General features: G+C 68.8%; 13 protein-coding genes. 5 read left to right on the forward strand and 8 right to left on the reverse strand.

Translation table 11 applies throughout. From position 1 onward, the window contains the following. The first annotated feature begins 651 nt into the window (after positions 1-651). The gene (locus R9B84_RS25380; RefSeq protein ID WP_423762776.1) at positions 652-2166 is read left to right on the forward strand and encodes an acetyl-CoA hydrolase/transferase family protein; all 1515 of its coding nucleotides are present in this window, start codon (positions 652-654) and stop codon (positions 2164-2166) included. A 51-nt stretch (positions 2167-2217) separates the two neighbouring features. Here the strand turns inward: R9B84_RS25380 and R9B84_RS25385 are convergent, their stop codons facing one another. Further along, positions 2218-3747, reverse strand: a complete 1530-nt coding sequence (locus R9B84_RS25385; RefSeq protein ID WP_423762777.1) for a DHA2 family efflux MFS transporter permease subunit — start codon at positions 3745-3747, stop codon at positions 2218-2220. Positions 3748-3881: 134 nt separating this feature from the next. Here R9B84_RS25385 and R9B84_RS25390 point away from each other — a divergent pair, with 134 nt between their 5' ends. Beyond that, the gene (locus R9B84_RS25390) at positions 3882-4322 is read left to right on the forward strand and encodes a MarR family transcriptional regulator (protein ID WP_342311777.1); all 441 of its coding nucleotides are present in this window, start codon (positions 3882-3884) and stop codon (positions 4320-4322) included. A gap of 153 nt (positions 4323-4475) precedes the next feature. On the opposite strand, the gene R9B84_RS25395 is transcribed toward R9B84_RS25390, so the two are convergent. Further along, a complete protein-coding gene (locus tag R9B84_RS25395) occupies positions 4476-4973 on the reverse strand; it encodes a DUF2938 domain-containing protein (RefSeq protein ID WP_423762778.1) in 498 nt (165 codons plus the stop codon). A gap of 140 nt (positions 4974-5113) precedes the next feature. Here R9B84_RS25395 and R9B84_RS25400 point away from each other — a divergent pair, with 140 nt between their 5' ends. Next, positions 5114-5539 (forward strand): helix-turn-helix domain-containing protein, encoded by a 426-nt coding sequence (locus R9B84_RS25400; protein ID WP_423762779.1) that lies wholly within the window; start codon positions 5114-5116, stop codon positions 5537-5539. 55 nt (positions 5540-5594) lie between these two features. Here the strand turns inward: R9B84_RS25400 and R9B84_RS25405 are convergent, their stop codons facing one another. Next, positions 5595-6476, reverse strand: a complete 882-nt coding sequence (locus R9B84_RS25405) for a helix-hairpin-helix domain-containing protein (protein ID WP_423762780.1) — start codon at positions 6474-6476, stop codon at positions 5595-5597. Between the two features lie 182 nt (positions 6477-6658). Further along, positions 6659-8194: a sigma-70 family RNA polymerase sigma factor gene (locus R9B84_RS25410; RefSeq protein WP_423762781.1), complete on the reverse strand. Its 1536-nt coding sequence runs from the start codon at positions 8192-8194 to the stop codon at positions 6659-6661. Positions 8195-8491: 297 nt separating this feature from the next. On the opposite strand from R9B84_RS25410, the gene R9B84_RS25415 reads away from it, so the two are divergent. Then, positions 8492-8923 carry a hypothetical protein gene (locus R9B84_RS25415; protein ID WP_423762782.1) on the forward strand — a complete coding sequence of 144 codons (432 nt, stop codon included), beginning with the start codon at positions 8492-8494 and terminating at the stop codon, positions 8921-8923. 33 nt (positions 8924-8956) lie between these two features. Beyond that, positions 8957-9778 (forward strand): SH3 domain-containing protein, encoded by an 822-nt coding sequence (locus R9B84_RS25420; protein ID WP_423762783.1) that lies wholly within the window; start codon positions 8957-8959, stop codon positions 9776-9778. 166 nt (positions 9779-9944) lie between these two features. On the opposite strand, the gene ilvD is transcribed toward R9B84_RS25420, so the two are convergent. The 4 genes from ilvD to R9B84_RS25440 form a co-directional block, all read right to left on the reverse strand. Then, positions 9945-11804, reverse strand: coding sequence for a dihydroxy-acid dehydratase (ilvD, locus tag R9B84_RS25425; protein ID WP_423762784.1), 1860 nt, complete (start codon positions 11802-11804; stop codon positions 9945-9947). Between the two features lie 279 nt (positions 11805-12083). Next, entirely contained in the window at positions 12084-13106 is a 1023-nt protein-coding gene (locus R9B84_RS25430) for an Ldh family oxidoreductase (RefSeq protein WP_423762785.1), read from the reverse strand. Then, the gene (locus R9B84_RS25435) at positions 13099-14691 is read right to left on the reverse strand and encodes an aldehyde dehydrogenase (NADP(+)) (RefSeq protein WP_423762786.1); all 1593 of its coding nucleotides are present in this window, start codon (positions 14689-14691) and stop codon (positions 13099-13101) included. Before R9B84_RS25435 ends, R9B84_RS25430 begins: the two co-directional genes overlap by 8 nt. 75 nt (positions 14692-14766) lie before the next feature. Continuing rightward, positions 14767-16392: an APC family permease gene (locus R9B84_RS25440; RefSeq protein ID WP_423762787.1), complete on the reverse strand. Its 1626-nt coding sequence runs from the start codon at positions 16390-16392 to the stop codon at positions 14767-14769. Between the last annotated feature and the right edge of the window lie 76 nt (positions 16393-16468).

Here is a 16468-nt window from a genome sequence, read left to right on the forward strand (position 1 = left end):
GCGAAATATATACGGAATTGTAATTTGTTGCTTTTTATTCGATCAATGTCCTGACATACAGGAGTGTTACCGCGTCTTGCGGGGCGCGGCCGGTCGAAAACCGGGCGTGCGAAAGGGCGCGCAAACGCGGCGGCCGGGCCCGTATTCCAGTGTGGTTCGCATCGCGCGGCTGTCAAGGACGGACGGGCCTCGAAGGCCGGCGCGGCGGTGCTTTTCGTACCTGCCGGCGGACGGCGCGCGGCGCATGCAACCTTGACATGCGTCAGGCCCGGAACAGGTGCATCGGGCGACAATCGGCCGCGCCGCATACGGATCGACAATTGCCGATCGACGGGCGGCAAATTGCAATGGAAATCCGCCGATTGAGTCGCAAAGGTTGGCGATCGGCGACCGGTCATTCGTCCCGACGCTTTCGCACACCTTTCATGCGCATCCTGTTCATGCGGAGCGCCTGTCACAGAACGGTCGTTCGATACCCGGCAAATCCGGCAAGGATCTTTTGCATCCAGCGGACATTTCGCGGCGATCGCCTCTGCGATACTCCGACCGTGCCTGTGGTGCCGGCCGCCCCGCGCGGCCCCAAGGGCTTCATGTCGCTCCGGAGACACCCCCCGCGACGTCAACGACAGACCAAAGCGTCAGAAACCAGCCATGTCTTCATCACGCATCCTCGCTCCCGCCCTGCGTTCGCTCGTCCGCACCGCCGACGAAGCCGCCGCGCTGATCCGTCCCGGCATGACCGTCGCCATGAGCGGCTTCACCGGTTCCGGCTATCCGAAGGCCGTGCCGGCCGCGCTTGCCGCCCACATCGACGCGGCACACGCGCGCGGCGAGGACTTCCGGATCAACGTGCTGACGGGCGCGTCGACCGCGCCGGAACTCGACGGCGCGCTCGCCCGCACCAACGGCATCTCGATGCGGCTGCCGTACCAGTCCGACCCGACGCTGCGCGACAAGATCAACAGCGGCGAAGTCGACTACCAGGACGTCCACCTGAGCCACGTCGCGCAATACGCATGGTTCGGGCTGTACGGCGATCTCGACGTCGCGATCGTCGAAGTCGCGGGCATCCGCGAGGACGGGCTGCTGATTCCGTCCGCGTCGATCGGCAACAACAAGACGTGGCTCGAACGCGCGAAGCACGTGATCCTCGAAGTGAACGCGCGCCAGCCGCTCGGCCTCGACGGGATGCACGACATCTATTACGGCACCGCGCTGCCGCCGCATCGCAAGCCGATTCCGCTGACGAAAAGCGACGACCGGATCGGCGAGCCGTACCTGCGCTGTCCGGCCGACAAGATCGTCGCGATCGTCGAGACCGACGCGCCCGATCGCAGCAATGCGTTCTCCGCACCGGACGAAACGTCGAAGCAGATCGCGCTGCAACTGATCGACTTCCTGCGCCACGAAGTGAAGCGCGGCCGCCTGCCTGACAACCTGCTGCCGCTGCAGTCGGGCGTCGGCAACATCACGAACGCAGTGCTCGCGGAACTCAGCTCGGCCGGCTTCTCGAACCTGACCGCGTACACCGAAGTGATCCAGGACGCCATGCTCGACCTGCTCGACGACGGCACGCTGAGCTTCGCGTCGGCCACCGCGCTGTCGCTGAGCCCGGCCGCCGTGCAGCGCTTTGCCGACGAGATCGCGACGTTCCGCGAGAAGATCGTGCTGCGCCCGCAGGAGATCAGCAACCATCCGGAACTCGTGCGCCGCCTCGGCTGCATCGCGATGAACGGGATGATCGAGGCCGACCTCTACGGCAACGTGAACTCGACGCATGTGATGGGCACGAAGATCCAGAACGGCATCGGCGGCTCGGGCGACTTCGCGCGCAACGGCTACCTGTCGTGCTTCATGTCGGCGAGTACCGCGAAGGGCGGCGCGATCTCGCGGATCGTGCCGATGGCGAGCCACGTCGACCATACCGAGCACGACGTCGCGGTGGTCGTCACCGAGCAGGGCCTCGCGGACTTGCGCGGCCTGTCGCCGAAGCAGCGCGCGCGCAAGGTCATCGCGACCTGCGCGCACCCGGATTACCGGCCGATGCTCGAGGACTACTTCGAGCGTGCGTCGCGCGACAGCTTCGGCAAGCACACGCCGCATCTGCTCGCCGAAGCGCTGTCGTGGCACGAGCGCTACGTGCGGACCGGGACGATGAAGATCTGACGAGGCGCGGCGCGAAGCGGGCGCGCGCCGCGCGTGCGCCTGCCGCGATCGTCAATCCATCGCCGCGTGCGCGACATCGACGCTCGCTGTTTTCTGCGGCGGGCGGATCAGCAGCAACAGCGGAATCATCAGCAGCGTCGCGACGAACATCAGCTTGAAGTCGTTCAGGTACGCGATCATCGTCGCCTGCTGGTTGATCGTGCGGTCGAGCAGTGCGAAGTCGAGCTGGCTGCCGGCCATTGCTTGCACGGCCGGATTGAACGGCGTGATGTGGGTCGCGAGGTCGGCATGCGCGACCTGCGTGTTGCGCGTCATCAGCGTCTGCACGATCGAGATGCCGATACTGCTGCCGATGTTGCGCATCAGGCTGTAGGTGGCCGTGCCGTCCGCGCGCAGTGCGGGCGGCAGCGTCGAGAACGACAGCGCGCTCAGCGGCACGAACACGAGCCCCAGCCCGAAGCCCTGGATGACGCCCGGCCACACGATGTCCGATTCGGACAGCACGACCGTGTACTGCATCATCTGCCACAGCGCGAGCGCGGAAATCGACAGCCCCGCGAGCAGCAGCAGCCGCGCATCCATGTATTTCAGCAGCCTCCCGGCAAACAGCATCGCGATCATCGTGCCCGCGCCGCTCGGCGCGGTGACGAGGCCCGTCGTCGCGACCGGGTAGCCCATCAGGTTCTGCAGCATCGGCGGCAGCAGCGCGCGCGTTGCGTACAGCACCGCGCCGACGACGAAGATGAACAGCGTGCCGGTTGCGAAGTTCGGGTCGCGCAGCAGTTCAGACTTGAAGAACGACGCGTTGCCGACGGTCGCCGTATGCACGAGGAAGAACGCGAAGCCGAGCGCCGCGACGAGCGCCTCGATGCGGATTTCGTATGAGCCGAACCAGTCGAGCTGTTCGCCGCGGTCGAGCATCGCCTGGAACGCGCCGATCGCGAGCGCCAGCGTCGCGAAGCCGAACGCGTCGAATTTCACGTGCGGGCGCGGTGCGCGCGCGGGCAGGAAGGTCATCACGCCGGCCAGCGCGAACGCGCCGATCGGCACGTTGATGAAGAACACCCAGCGCCAGTTGTAGCTGTCGGTGAGCCAGCCGCCGAGCGTCGGGCCGAGAATCGGGCCGACCATCACGCCCATCCCCCAGATCGCCATCGCCTGGCCCTGTTTCTCGCGCGGGTTGATGTCGAGCAGGATCGACTGCGACAGCGGCACCAGCGAAGCGCCGAACACGCCCTGCAGCAGCCGCGCGCCGACGATCTGCACGAGCGTTTCGGACAGCCCGCACAGCGCCGAGGCGACCGTGAAGCCCGCGATCGACACGATCAGCAGCCGCTTGACGCTCAGCCGGTCGGACAGCCAGCCGGTGAGCGGCGTCGCGATCGCCGCGGCGACGATATAGGAGGTCAGCACCCACGTGATCTCGTCCTGCGACGCGGACAGGGTGCCCTGCATGTGCGGCAGCGCGACGTTCGCGATCGTGCTGTCGAGGGTCTGGATCAGCGTGGCGAGCATGATCGACAGGGTCAGCATCGGCCGGTTCAGGGCGGGCGAGGCGGGGGCGTCGGCGGCGGGGTTCAAGCGGTGTCTCCGTGGGGCGGTCGCCGTGGGCGGCGATCCGGCATGGCTCGAATGATAAGCACGCTTATTATATATCTGCTTATCGCCAGGTCTCGAGCCGAGGGCCGGTGACGGCTTGACCCTATAATCGCCGGATGGACAAGACCTACGAGAACCGGATCGGCTACCTGATTTCAGACGTAGCCCGCCTTCAAGGACGCCTGTTCGACCGGCGCGCGAAGCGCATCGGGCTGACGCGCGCGCAAAGCCGCGTGCTCGCGTACCTGACTTGGAAGGGCGAGATGAACCAGGCGCGGCTCGCCGAATGGCTCGAGATCACGCCGATCTCGCTCACGCGGCTGCTCGACCGGATGGAAAGTTATGGCTGGATCGAACGCATCGCGAACGACGACGACCGCCGCGCGTTCGTGATCCGGCTGACCGACAAGTCGCGCGAGATCTTTCCGCAGATGCTCGAAGTCGGCGATACCGTCGCCGACGACGGGCTGCGCGGCTTCACGCCCGACGAGCGCGATACGCTGGTGCGGCTGCTCGGGCGCGTGCGCCACAACCTGATCGACTGCGGCGGCGAGTGATGCGTGTCGCCATCCGGGCGCGCCGGATGGCGGGAGCGAAAACAACGGGAACGCCGGGAGACATGGCACGGGCACGACGCATCGCCGGTTTCGGCGACGGCCGGCGGAGCCGGACCCGGATCCACCCGGCATGGCTCCCGTAAAACCGCAGGCTCAACGGGCCAGCGCCGCGAGCGTGAACGCCGCCAGATAGAGCCCCACGCCGTACGACAGATGCGTGACGAGACTGCGCCGGCGTGCGACGCCCGGATGCGGCGTGCGCGACGCCGCGATGCCGAAGCCGAACGCAGGCTGCATCACGAAGAACGGTGCGACCACGCTGACGAGACCGGCCACGAGCGCGGGGAGCGGCGTTGGCGTGCCGATCCAGTCCGTGCCCGCGATTGCGACGGGCAGCACCGCGAACGCGATGCCGATCGCGTAATGCGCGATCCAGCCGAGCGTGCGCTCTCCCGGCACGGGCGGCGCGGCGACGATCGACGCATGCCGGAACCGGCCGCGCATCATGTGGCCGACCCAGCGGCCGACCAGTGCATAGTCGAGCGACGGAATGCCGAACGCACGCTGCCGGAACAGCGTCCACAGATCCATCACGAGCGTGGCGCCTGCGCCGATCGGCAGCAGGTTGAGCAGGACGTCGGGCGGGCTCATCGCGCACCTCCGCGGCGAACGGCGACGGCTGCGCGACGCAGCGGAATACGAGTCGGTTTCAGCGGTTTCATGTCGGCCCAGGCTTGTCTTTACGGAGTCGGGCGACTATCTTGCAACTTCAAGTTCACTTGAGGTCAAGCATGAGCCGTCTGGACATTGCGGACGTCGCGCGGCGCACGGGATTGCCCGCGTCGACGCTGCGCTACTACGAGGAAAAGGGGCTGATCGTCCCGACCGGCCGGCACGGGCTGCGGCGGCAATACGACGAATCGGTGCTGGAGCGCCTGGCGTTGATTGCGCTCGGCCGCGAGGCAGGTTTTTCGCTCGACGACATCCTCGCGATGGTCGGCGCGGACGGCCGGCCCGCGATCGATCGCGCGAAGCTCGACGGCAAGGCCGACGAACTCGACCGCACGATTCGCCGTCTCGGCGCCGTGCGCGATGCGCTGCGGCATGCGGCCGTGTGTCCGGCGCCGAACCATCTCGAATGCCCGTCGTTCCAGAAGCTGCTGCGCATCGCCGCGCATCGTCATCCGGCGCGCCGCACGAAGGCGGAACGCGCGTAAGTCGTCGGCCTGCGCTTTACGGCATTCGACGTCAGCGAAGCATCCGGCGCGTGACTCATCCCGCGTAATACACGCGGCATTCCATCTCGCGCCCGCGCACGATGCGCTTGCCGACAAGCGAGCCGAACGTTTCGGTGAAGACGGTGCGCTGGTGTTCGCACTGCACCGCGTCGTAGAAATAGAGCGAAACCCAGTCCATCGTGTGACCGGATTCCGGCGTGCGCGCGGCGGCGTGCAGGCACAGCGCCGTGAAATGCCAACCGCCTTTCGTCATGTGCATCACGGGCGGCGGCACGTAGTCGTCCGCGTTCATGCGTCGGTGCGTGAGCATCGGCAGCATGCCGGCGGCGGCCTTGTTGCGGTACTGGCGATCGATGTAGAGCAGCAGCTCGACGGGCGGCTCCGTGCCGGGGCCGGCGTTTTCCACGTGACCCTGCCAGCGCCGGCGGCGGCTCAGCACGTCGTCGAGCGCGGTGCGGATGCCGACCGCGCGCCGCGGGCCGACGCCCGCGATCGTTTCGAGCTGGCCGTTGCGGGCCGCGCGTTCGAGCTCCTCGAGCGTGTCGATGTGCAGCGTGTCGTGAATGCGCAGCGCGAGCGCGTGGCCGATACCCGGCACGGCCTCGAATGCGGATGTCCGTTCGGCATCGCCGCGCAGCCGGTCGAGCTGGCGCCAGCGCCCCGTCACCAGCAACTCGGCGATCGCCTGCGCGACGCCCGTGCCGATGCCGGGCAGCGCGCCCAGCGCATCGACGCCGCCGGCCTCGAACACCGGGCGGAGGTTGCGGTCGAGTGCATCGACCGTATCGGCCGACGCGCGGTACGCAGCGACGCGGTACGGATTCGCGCCTTGGTCGGCAAGCCACTGCGCGGCCTCGCGCAGGCGTGCCGCGATGTGCCGGTTTTCCTCGTACGTTTGGCTGGCGGTCGACTGCATGGCGAGGGACCCGGGGAAGCACAAACGGAATGGACGCGGCGAGCGATGCGCCGGTCGGCTTTTCACCATTGTCGCGACGCACGACGTGCAAAACTTGACGCACATCAAATCGCAAACGTAACACAGGCGCGAAGCGCACGGTCATGCCGCATGCCGGCACGACCGTGCGTCGCGTGACGCGATTACGCGTCGAGAAACGACTGCGCGTTCTCGGCCTCGGCGGCCGTGCGCAGCGCGGCGAGCGCGCGCTTCTCGATCTGCCGCACGCGTTCGCGCGACATGCCCGCGTCCTGCGCGATCGCGTCGTAGGTATCGGGCTCGGTGCCGCCGAGGCCGAACCGCCGGCGCAGCACGTCGGCCTCGGCCGGCGTGACCGACTGCAGCAGCGACGTCACGCATTCGCGCATGCGCGTGTCGGCCAGTTGCTCGAACGGGCTGGCCGACGCACGATCCTCGATCAGGTCCACGAGGCCGGTGTCCGCGTCGGGCAGCGGCGTGTCGAGCGAGACGGGCTCGGAGGGCAGCGCGAGCACCGCACGCAGCTTGTCCTCGTCGAACCCGGTTTCGGCCGCGAGCTCGGCAGGCGTCGCATGGCGGCCCGTGCGCTGGCGAAAGCGCAGCGCATGCCGCTGTACACGCTGGTACTGGTCGCCGACGTGCACGGGCACGCGGATCGTGCGCGAGCGATCCGCGACCGCGCGCGCGACCGCCTGGCGAATCCACCAGGTCGCATAGGTCGAGAACTTGAACCCGCGCCGGTATTCGAATTTCTCGATCGCGCGCATCAGGCCGAGACAGCCGTCCTGCACGAGGTCGGGCAGGTCGATGCCGCGGTTCATGTACTTGCGCGCGATCGACAGCACGAGCCGCAGGTTCGCCTCGAGCATCGCGCGCGTCGCGTCGTGCACCTTCTGCTGGCCGTCGGTCAGCGCTGCCGCGAGGGCACGCCGGGCGACTGCGTCGAAGCAGCGGGCTTCGCCCGCGGCGGCGTCGTGCGGCGCTGCCGCGAGCGCGCGCACGACGCGGCTTGCGTCATCGACGGCCGGCGCGACCCACGCGATCGAACCGAGCAGGGCAGCCATGCGGTTGCGCGCGTCGCGGTATTCGTCCGAACGGCAGCCATGCGCATGCAATGCGCCGCGCAGCGCCGACGCGGCTGCCTGCAGCGCGTCGTCGCTGGCGGGCACGGGCGTGCCGCCGTCGTCGTCATCGGGCGATCCGGTTACGCTGGCGGCACCTGTTGCACGGTGACGCGCAAGCAGCGCGTCGACCGCCGCCGGACAGCCGGCGAGCGCGTGCAGCACCTGGTGGCGGCCCGTCTCGATTTCGCGGGCGAGTACGATTTCACCTTCGCGCGTGAGCAGCGGCACCGCCTGCATGCGCCGCATGTAGAGCGCGAGCGGATCGGTCGACGCGCTCGTGCCGCGTGCGAGGTCGCCGAGCACGGCCCGGCCTTCGTCGAGCGTGTCGCGATCGACATCGACAGGCGCCGGGCCGGCGAACGGCGCAGGTGCGGCCGGCTCGTCGAGCACGGCGATGCCGATGTCGGCGAGCGCGGCGCGCACGACGTCGAGCGCGTCGGGGCTGTCGCTTTCGGGCGGCAGCGCGTCGACGAGGTCGGCGTGCGTCAGATAACCCTGTTCGCCGGCGAGCGCCAGCAACTGGATGATCGGATCGAGCGGCGTGTCCGCCCGGGGAGTGGGGCGTGGCGTAGTCATGTCGATGGCGGCGTGAGCCGCGCTCCTGTCGGGGGCGGACCGAGGTCCGCCGGTTTCCGGCCGCCGGGTGTCCGCGAACGCTCGTCCGCGCCGGTCAGCCTGACATCGTTCAAGTTGAGGGCATTTGCGCCAACTTCAACGCGGGCGCGGCAGACGGGCCAGCACGCAGCATACCCGCACCACCGCCGGCGCAGGAAACAAAAAGTAACCGATCATACCCGCTGAAATCTGCAGGGGACGTAAGCTAGAGTCAGGCGCGCGCCCGGCGGCGGCGCGCGGATTTTGCCGGAGCACGAGATGAACCCGATTCCCGCCGCGAGACCCGCCGTCATCGCGCTGTCCGCGCTGACGCTCGGCGGCTGCTACTACACGAGCCCGTACGGCTATGCGCCTTATTACGCACCGGTGCCCGCCACGGTGACGCAGCGCGAGATTCCGGTTGCACCGGCCGCGCCCGGTCCGGCGCTTTCGCCGGCGCCCACCGCGCCGGACACGTCGGCCGACGTCGGCACGCCGGCGCCAGTGTATGTCGTGCCGGCCTATGTGCCGCCGCCGTATCCGTACTACTACCCCGCGTACTACCCGGGCTGGTACGGGCCGCCCGTCACGATCGGCTTCTGGGGCCGTTGGGGCGGCGGATACTGGGGCGGGCGCGGCGGGTACTGGCATCGTCCGTGGGGTGGTGGGCATTGGGGCGGCGGCCACAGGGGCGGCGGCCATCGGCATTGACCGACGCGCGGCGGGGCCGCGCGGGAGAGCATCATGAGCAACACGATTGTCCGAAGTCTGTGCGTCGTCCTGCTTGGCCTTGCGGCCGCGCCGGGCGTCGCCGATGCGCAGAGCAGCGCTTACACGAACTCGCCGGCCGAGTTGTTCGCCGGGCCGGCGCCTGATTATCCGGTGGTCGCGGAGCTCCCGCCCGACACGGCGCTGGACGTATTCGGCTGCCTGAGCGACTACTCGTGGTGCGACGTCGCGCTGCCGGGCGTGCGCGGCTGGATCGATGCGCAGTTGCTCGCGTATCCGTACCAGGGTAGCTACGTGCCGGTGCTCGAATACGGCGCGATCATCGGAGTCCCGGTGACCGGATTCGCAATTGGCGCGTACTGGGATCGTTATTACCGGCACCGCCCGTGGTTCCACGACCGCGATCGCTGGGAGCATCGCGCGGAACCGCGGCTCGGCCCCGGCGGGTTCCCGCCGGGACGGGGCCGTCCGCAGCCGGGCGGGCCGATCCAGGCCGCGCCGGGCGGCCCGTCACCTGGGCCGCATGACGCGCGGCCGTCGGCTACGCGTGGCGGCTGGAACGGAGCGAACCGCACGCCGCCGCCGCCGGCACCTGCGCCGATGCCGGGCGCGGCGGGCAATGCCCGTCCGGCAAGCCCGCCGCCGGCCGTCATGCATCCATCACCCGCACCGGGCGGTGAAGTCCGTGCGATGCCGCCGCCGATGCATCAGGGAGGTGGTGGTGGCGGTGGCGGCGGCGGCGGTTACGCGCGGCCGCAAGGCGGCGGAAACGGCGGCGGTAGCCACGGTGGCGGTGGTGGTAGCGGAGGCGTCGGATCCGACGAATTCCGTCACTGACGCCGCCAGCGCGGCGGGTTCTCCGGGCGCCGGACGAAAAAAAGCCGCTCCGGAGAGCGGCTTCTGGATCGGGCGAGCGGGCGGTTGTATGGCCCGCAGCCCGACCGGATGGGATGCCCGTTGCCGGTACCCGTCGCCGGCCGACCGTCGCCGGTAGGCCGACTCGTCAGTCGTCGAGCAGCGACAGGTCGCGCACCGCACCCTTGTCGGCCGACATGACCAGCTTCGCGTAGGCCTTCAGCGCCGCGGACACCTTGCGTGGGCGCGGCTGCGCGGGCTTCCAGCCCTTCGCGTTCTGCTCTTCGCGGCGGCGCGCCAGTTCCTCGTCCGATACCAGCACGTCGATCGTGCGGTTCGGGATGTCGATGCGGATCTTGTCGCCGTCGCGCACGAGGCCGATCGCGCCGCCCGCTGCCGCTTCCGGCGAGCAGTGACCGATCGACAGGCCCGACGTGCCGCCCGAGAAGCGGCCGTCGGTCAGCAGCGCGCATGCCTTGCCGAGCCCCTTCGACTTGATGTAGCTGGTCGGGTAGAGCATTTCCTGCATGCCGGGGCCGCCCTTCGGGCCTTCGTAGCGCACGATCACCACGTCGCCGGCCTTGACCTTGTCGTTCAGGATGTTCTCGACCGCTTCATCCTGCGATTCGGTCACGTGAGCCGAGCCTTCGAACACGAGGATGCTCTCGTCGACGCCGGCCGTCTTCACCACGCAGCCGTCGAGCGCGATGTTGCCCGTCAGCACGGCGAGGCCGCCTTCCTTCGAGAACGCATGCTCGTACGAGCGGATGCAGCCTTCGGCGCGGTCGAGGTCGAGGCTCGGCCAGCGCGTGTCCTGGTTGAACGCGACCTGCGTCGGGATGCCGGCCGGGCCGGCGAGGTAGAACGTGCGGACTGCGTCGTCCTGCGTGCGGACGATGTCCCACTGGTCGAGCGCGTCCTTCAGCGTCGGTGCGTGCACGGTCGGCACGTTGGTGTGCAGCTTGCCGGCGCGCTCGAGCTCGCCGAGGATCGCCATGATGCCGCCGGCGCGGTGCACGTCCTCGATGTGGTACTTGTTCGTGTTCGGCGCGACCTTGCACAACTGCGGCACGACGCGCGACAGGCGGTCGATGTCCTTCATCGTGAAGTCGATGCCGGCTTCCTGCGCGATCGCCAGCAGGTGCAGGATCGTGTTGGTCGAACCGCCCATCGCGATGTCGAGCGTCATTGCATTCTCGAACGCCTTGAAGCCGACCGAGCGCGGCAGCACGCGTTCGTCGTCCTGCTCGTAGTGCTGGCGGGTCAGTTCGACGATGCGGCGGCCGGCGCGCTTGAACAGTTGCTCGCGATCGGCGTGCGTCGCGACTACCGTGCCGTTGCCCGGCAGCGACAGGCCGAGCGCTTCGGTCAGGCAGTTCATCGAGTTCGCGGTGAACATGCCCGAGCACGAGCCGCAGGTCGGGCAGGCCGAGCGTTCGACTTCGGCGACTTCGGCGTCGGAATACGACGGGTCGACCGCGATCACCATCGCGTCGACGAGGTCGAGCTTCTTCAGTTCGACGGTCTTGGTGACCGGGTTCGCGAGGCGCGTCTTGCCGGCTTCCATCGGGCCGCCCGACACGAAGATCACCGGAATGTTGAGGCGCATTGCGGCCATCAGCATCCCCGGCGTGATCTTGTCGCAGTTCGAGATGCACACCATCGCGTCCGCGCAGTGCGCGTTCACCATGTACTCGACCGAGTCGGCGATGATGTCGCGGCTCGGCAGCGAATAGAGCATGCCGTCGTGGCCCATCGCAATGCCGTCGTCGACCGCGATCGTGTTGAATTCCTTCGCGACGCCGCCGGCAGCCTCGATCTCGCGCGCGACGAGCTGGCCGAGATCCTTCAGGTGCACGTGCCCCGGCACGAACTGGGTGAACGAGTTGACGACCGCGATGATCGGCTTCGAGAAATCGTCGTCTTTCATGCCGGTGGCGCGCCACAGCGAGCGCGCACCTGCCATGTTGCGGCCGGCGGTGGAGGTTTTGGAACGGTAAGTGGGCATTGTGGTTGCTGAAGAAATATCGCGGAAAAGGGTGGAGGCACGGGAATAAAGGCCTCTCTCGCGCCCGTGCGAACAACCTCTTGAGCTGCGCCCTGGGCAAACCGGGCGATTATCCCACAGCCGCCGCGGGCGTGGCGCCCGCGGGGCCGGCGGCCGGCGCGTGCGGTGTGCGCGGCGCGGAACGCGCGGGCGGTTGCGGGACGCCCGCGCGGCGGGTCAGGGAGGCGGCCGGATGGCGCTTTATCGACGATGCATGCGCGCCGCCACCGCGTTCCGGCGTCAGTCGAGCAGCGTCAGGATCTCGTCGTAAAGCGCCTTCGGGATCCGCACGCCGTTCGCGATGCTGCGCGCGCGGGCGTCGAAGCGCCGTTGCGACGGCAGCCGCGCACCCTGCGCGACGATCGCCCCGAACATCCGCTCGCCGCGCGCGAGCCCCGCGTCGAGATCGTCGCCGAGGAACACCTTCGGATCGAACGCGATCACAAGCTCGCCGTGGCACGGCGTCGCGCCGACGCCTTCGTCGAAGTCCATCGATTCCCGGCTCGTCATGTCGCCGATCAGCGCGCCGCCGAGCAATTCGACCATCGCCGCGAGCGCCGAGCCCTTGTGGCCGCCGAACGTGCGCATCGCGCCCTGCAGCGCGGCCTTCGGGTCGGTGGTCGGCTGGCCGTCGGCGTCGATCGCCCAGTGCGGCGGAATCGCCTTGCCTTGTTTTGCGTGCAGCTCGATGTCGCCGCGCGCGATCGCGCTCGTCGCGAAATCGAACACGAACGGCTCGCCGCCCGGGCGCGGCCACGCGAACGCGATCGGGTTCGTGCCGAACACGGGCTCGCGGCCGCCTTCCGGCGCGACCCAGCTATGGCTCGGGTTCATCGCGATGCCGACCAGCCCCTCGGCCGCGATCGCCTCGACCTCGGGCCACAGCGCGGAGAAGTGGTAGCAATGGTTGATCGCCATCGCGGCGATCCCGTGCTCCTTCGCCATCTCGACGAGCACGGGCAGCCCGGTTTCGAAGCTCAGCAGCGAGAAGCCGCGATGCGCGTCGACCGCGACGATCGACGACGACAGCCGGCGCAGCGTCGGCACCGCTTGCGGATCGACCTTGCCCTTGCGCAGCGAACGCACGCAGACGAGCAGCCGGTACACGCCATGCGAATGGCATTCGTCGCGCTGACCCTGCGTGATTACGTTGGCGATGGCCCGCGCATGCGCGTCGGACATTCCGTGGTGCGTCAGCACGCGCAGCGCGAGCGCATGAACTTCATCGAGCGACAGGACGACTTCGGCGGTGTGCTCAGACATGGTTCACCTCCCGCGGCGCGGGCACGCCGTCGATGCGCTGCGGCACGTTCAACGGATTGCCGTTGCGGATCGCTTCCGGCAACAGCGCGTCCGGCAGGTCCTGGTACGACACGGGGCGCAGGAAGCGCTCGATCGCGCGTGCGCCGACGGACGTCGTGCGCGTGTCGGACGTCGCCGGGAACGGGCCGCCGTGCACCATCGCATGGCCGACCTCGACACCCGTGCCGAAACCGTTGACGAGAATGCGGCCGGCCTTGCGCTCGAGCGTCGGGCGCAGCGCGGCGAACAGCGACGCGTCGCCGTCGGCGAGATGCGCGGCGATCGTCAACTGGCCTTCGAGCGACTTCAGTACGCGATGCAGCGTGTCGGCGTCCGGGCAACGCACGATCAGCGAAGCGGGGCCGAACACTTCTTCGCGCAGTTCGGGGCGCGCGATGAACGCGTCGGCCGACGTCGCGAACAGCGCCGCGCGTGCCTGGTAGCGACTGCCCTCGACGCCTTCCGCGAGCAATTCGACCGCATCATGCCCGCGCAGCGCCGCGACGCCTTCCGCATAGCTCGCGTGGATGTGCGGCGTCAGCATCGTCTGCGCGGCCGCCGCGCGCACGGCATCGGCCGCAGCGGCTTCGAACGCGCGCAGTGCCGGGCCGTCGACCGCGAGCACGAGGCCCGGGTTCGTGCAGAACTGGCCGGCGCCGAGCGTGAGCGATGCGACGAACTGCGGTGCGATGGTGTCGTGGCGCGCATCGAGCGCGGCGGGAAACAGCAGCACGGGATTGATCGAGCTCATTTCCGCATAGACGGGAATCGGCTCGGGGCGCGCGGCCGCGATATGCATCAGCGCGACGCCGCCGCGGCGCGAGCCGGTGAAGCCGACGGCCTTGATGCGCGGATCGGCGACGAGCGCCTGGCCGATCTCGCGCGACGCGTCGAACAGCAGCGAGAATACGCCGGCCGGCATCCCGCATTCGCGCGCGGCCTGCTGGATCGCGCGGCCGACCAGTTCCGACGTGCCCGGGTGCGCGGAATGCGCCTTGACGATCACCGGGCAGCCGGCCGCGAGTGCCGACGCCGTATCGCCGCCGGCGACCGAGAACGCGAGCGGGAAATTCGACGCGCCGAACACGGCGACGGGCCCGACCGCGACGTTGCGCAGGCGCAGGTCGACGCGCGGCAGCGGCGTGCGCTCGGGGCGCGCCGGATCGATCCGCGCATCGAGAAAGCCGCCGTCGCGCACCAGCGATGCGAACAGCGCGAGCTGGCCGACCGTGCGGCCGCGTTCGCCCTCGACGCGCGCGCGCGGCAGGCCCGTCTCGGCGACGCAGCGCTCGATCAGGTCGTCGCCGAGCGCCATGATGTGCCGGCCGATCGCGTCGAGGAAGGCGGCGCGCGCGTCGAGCGTCGTTTCGCGATACGTGTCGAACGCGGCGTCGGCGAGCGCGCAGGCCGTCTCCAGGTCGTGCAGGCTCGCGCCGCCGAAAGCAGGTTCGAGTGGCTCGCCGGTCGCGGCGGCGATCGCGTGGAGGGTGCCGTTCTGTCCGGCGACGGCGGACTGGCCGATCAGGAGCTGACCTGTGAGTTGCATGGTTTTCCTCGGAAAAAACAGGGGCCGGGCGTGGTGCGCCCGGCCGGAGTGACGGTGGGAAAGGGAGTGGGTGCGTCAGTCCTCGTCGTCGTCGAGCTGCAGCTTGTCGGAGCGGACGCCGGTATTCGCGCCCCAGTAGTAGATGACGAGCGCGACGGCCGCGACGACGACCGTGTCGTACGGATGCGCGAGCTGGCCCGTGCCGCCGAAACCGCCGAGATACGACAGCACGATCATCGCGGCATAAAACGCGATCAGCCACGCGGACGAGCGCACCTGTTCGGCGAGGCTCAGGTGCGCGGTCGGCACCCAGCGGCGGCACGCGAGATAGATGACGAACATCACGATCTGCAGGCCGAGCAGCCAGGACACCGTGCTCCAGCCCGACCAGTAGACGATCAGCGCGGCGATCACGAACGAAGCGGGGCCGGTGATGCCGAATGCGCTCGCGCGGAACGGCCGCGGCAGGTCGGGCGCGGTGCGGCGCAGCGCGGCGACCGATACCGGTGCGACCGCGTAGCTCAGCACCAGCGCGGCCGACACGATGTTGATCAGCGCTTCCCACGACGGGAACGGCATCGTCCAGAAGATCGCGAGGCCGAACGTGAGCCACAGGCCCGCGCGCGGGATGCCCGACGCTTCGTCGACGCGCGTGAACACCTTGAAGAAGGTGCCCGTCTTCGCCCAGCCGTAGACCACGCGCGGCGTCGCGTTCATGTAGATGTTGCCGCAGCCGCTCGGCGAGATCATCGCGTCGGCGACGACCATCACCGCGAGCCAGCCGACGCCGAGCGCGAGCGCGATGTCGCGGTACGGCAGCGTGAACGCCTTGCTGATGTCGTGCCAGCCGCCGGCGAGCATCGCGGTCGGGATGCTGCCGATGAACGCGAGCTGCAGCAGCACGTAGATCAGCGTCGACAGCAGGATCGACAGGATCAGCGCGATCGGGATCGTGCGCTGCGGATTGCGCACCTCGCTCGCGACCGACACGATCGGCGTGAGCCCGAGATACGCGAAGATGATGCCGCCCGCGGACACGGCCATCTCGATGCCCGGCATCCCGAACGGCGCGAAGCCGTGCACGGTCAGGTTCGCGGGCTTGAAGAACGTGAACAGCACGCCGATCACCGCGAGCGGCACGATGAACTTGAAGATGCTGATGATGTTGTTCGCCTTCGCGAACGTCTTCACGCTCGAATAGTTCAGGTAAAAGAAGAAGCAGAGCAGCGCGGCCTGCACGAGCCAGCCGATCGTCGTCGGGTCGCTCGACCCTTCGACCGTCAGGCCCGGAAACCACGCGGCTGCATATTGGCGCGCGGCGACGACTTCGATCGCGATCAGGCTCGAAAAGGCGATCAGCGTGATGAAGCCCATCAGGTAGCCGAGCAGCGGGCCGTGCGAGAACACCGGGTAGCGGACCACGCCGCCCGCGCGCGGCAGCGCGGCGCCGAGTTCGCAGTAGACGATGCCGAGCAGCAGCACCGCGAAGCCGCCGAGCAGCCACGAGAAGATGCCGGCCGGGCCGGCGATCGTCGACACGTGACTCGCGGCGAACAGCCACCCCGAACCGAAAATGGCGCCGAGACCGATGAACGTGAGATCGGTCAGCGACAACTGTTTCTTGAACTTGCCGTGACCCGCGTCGGGGTGCGCGGTACGGGAAAGCGGGACAGACGGGTGAGCGTTGCCTTGGCCTGGCATGGGCTTGTCTCCTGGGGGAATGGCGGTGCAGGCGTGAGTGCGCCGCGCTCCGACGGAGCAGCGGCGCACGCCTGCC

This window comes from Burkholderia sp. NLJ2 (assembly GCF_049487195.1).
In the GTDB taxonomy this organism is placed as follows: domain Bacteria; phylum Pseudomonadota; class Gammaproteobacteria; order Burkholderiales; family Burkholderiaceae; genus Burkholderia; species Burkholderia pyrrocinia.

Coding starts and splice junctions, on each gene's coding strand:
- R9B84_RS25435 (WP_423762786.1), bottom strand. CDS start 14,691: ATGCAACTCACAGGTCAGCTCCTGATCGGCCAGTCCGCCGTCGCCGGA.
- R9B84_RS25410 (WP_423762781.1), bottom strand. CDS start 8,194: ATGACTACGCCACGCCCCACTCCCCGGGCGGACACGCCGCTCGATCCG.
- ilvD (WP_423762784.1), bottom strand. CDS start 11,804: ATGCCCACTTACCGTTCCAAAACCTCCACCGCCGGCCGCAACATGGCA.
- R9B84_RS25390 (WP_342311777.1), top strand. CDS start 3,882: ATGGACAAGACCTACGAGAACCGGATCGGCTACCTGATTTCAGACGTA.
- R9B84_RS25395 (WP_423762778.1), bottom strand. CDS start 4,973: ATGAGCCCGCCCGACGTCCTGCTCAACCTGCTGCCGATCGGCGCAGGC.
- R9B84_RS25420 (WP_423762783.1), top strand. CDS start 8,957: ATGAGCAACACGATTGTCCGAAGTCTGTGCGTCGTCCTGCTTGGCCTT.
- R9B84_RS25400 (WP_423762779.1), top strand. CDS start 5,114: ATGAGCCGTCTGGACATTGCGGACGTCGCGCGGCGCACGGGATTGCCC.
- R9B84_RS25415 (WP_423762782.1), top strand. CDS start 8,492: ATGAACCCGATTCCCGCCGCGAGACCCGCCGTCATCGCGCTGTCCGCG.
- R9B84_RS25430 (WP_423762785.1), bottom strand. CDS start 13,106: ATGTCTGAGCACACCGCCGAAGTCGTCCTGTCGCTCGATGAAGTTCAT.
- R9B84_RS25380 (WP_423762776.1), top strand. CDS start 652: ATGTCTTCATCACGCATCCTCGCTCCCGCCCTGCGTTCGCTCGTCCGC.
- R9B84_RS25405 (WP_423762780.1), bottom strand. CDS start 6,476: ATGCAGTCGACCGCCAGCCAAACGTACGAGGAAAACCGGCACATCGCG.
- R9B84_RS25440 (WP_423762787.1), bottom strand. CDS start 16,392: ATGCCAGGCCAAGGCAACGCTCACCCGTCTGTCCCGCTTTCCCGTACC.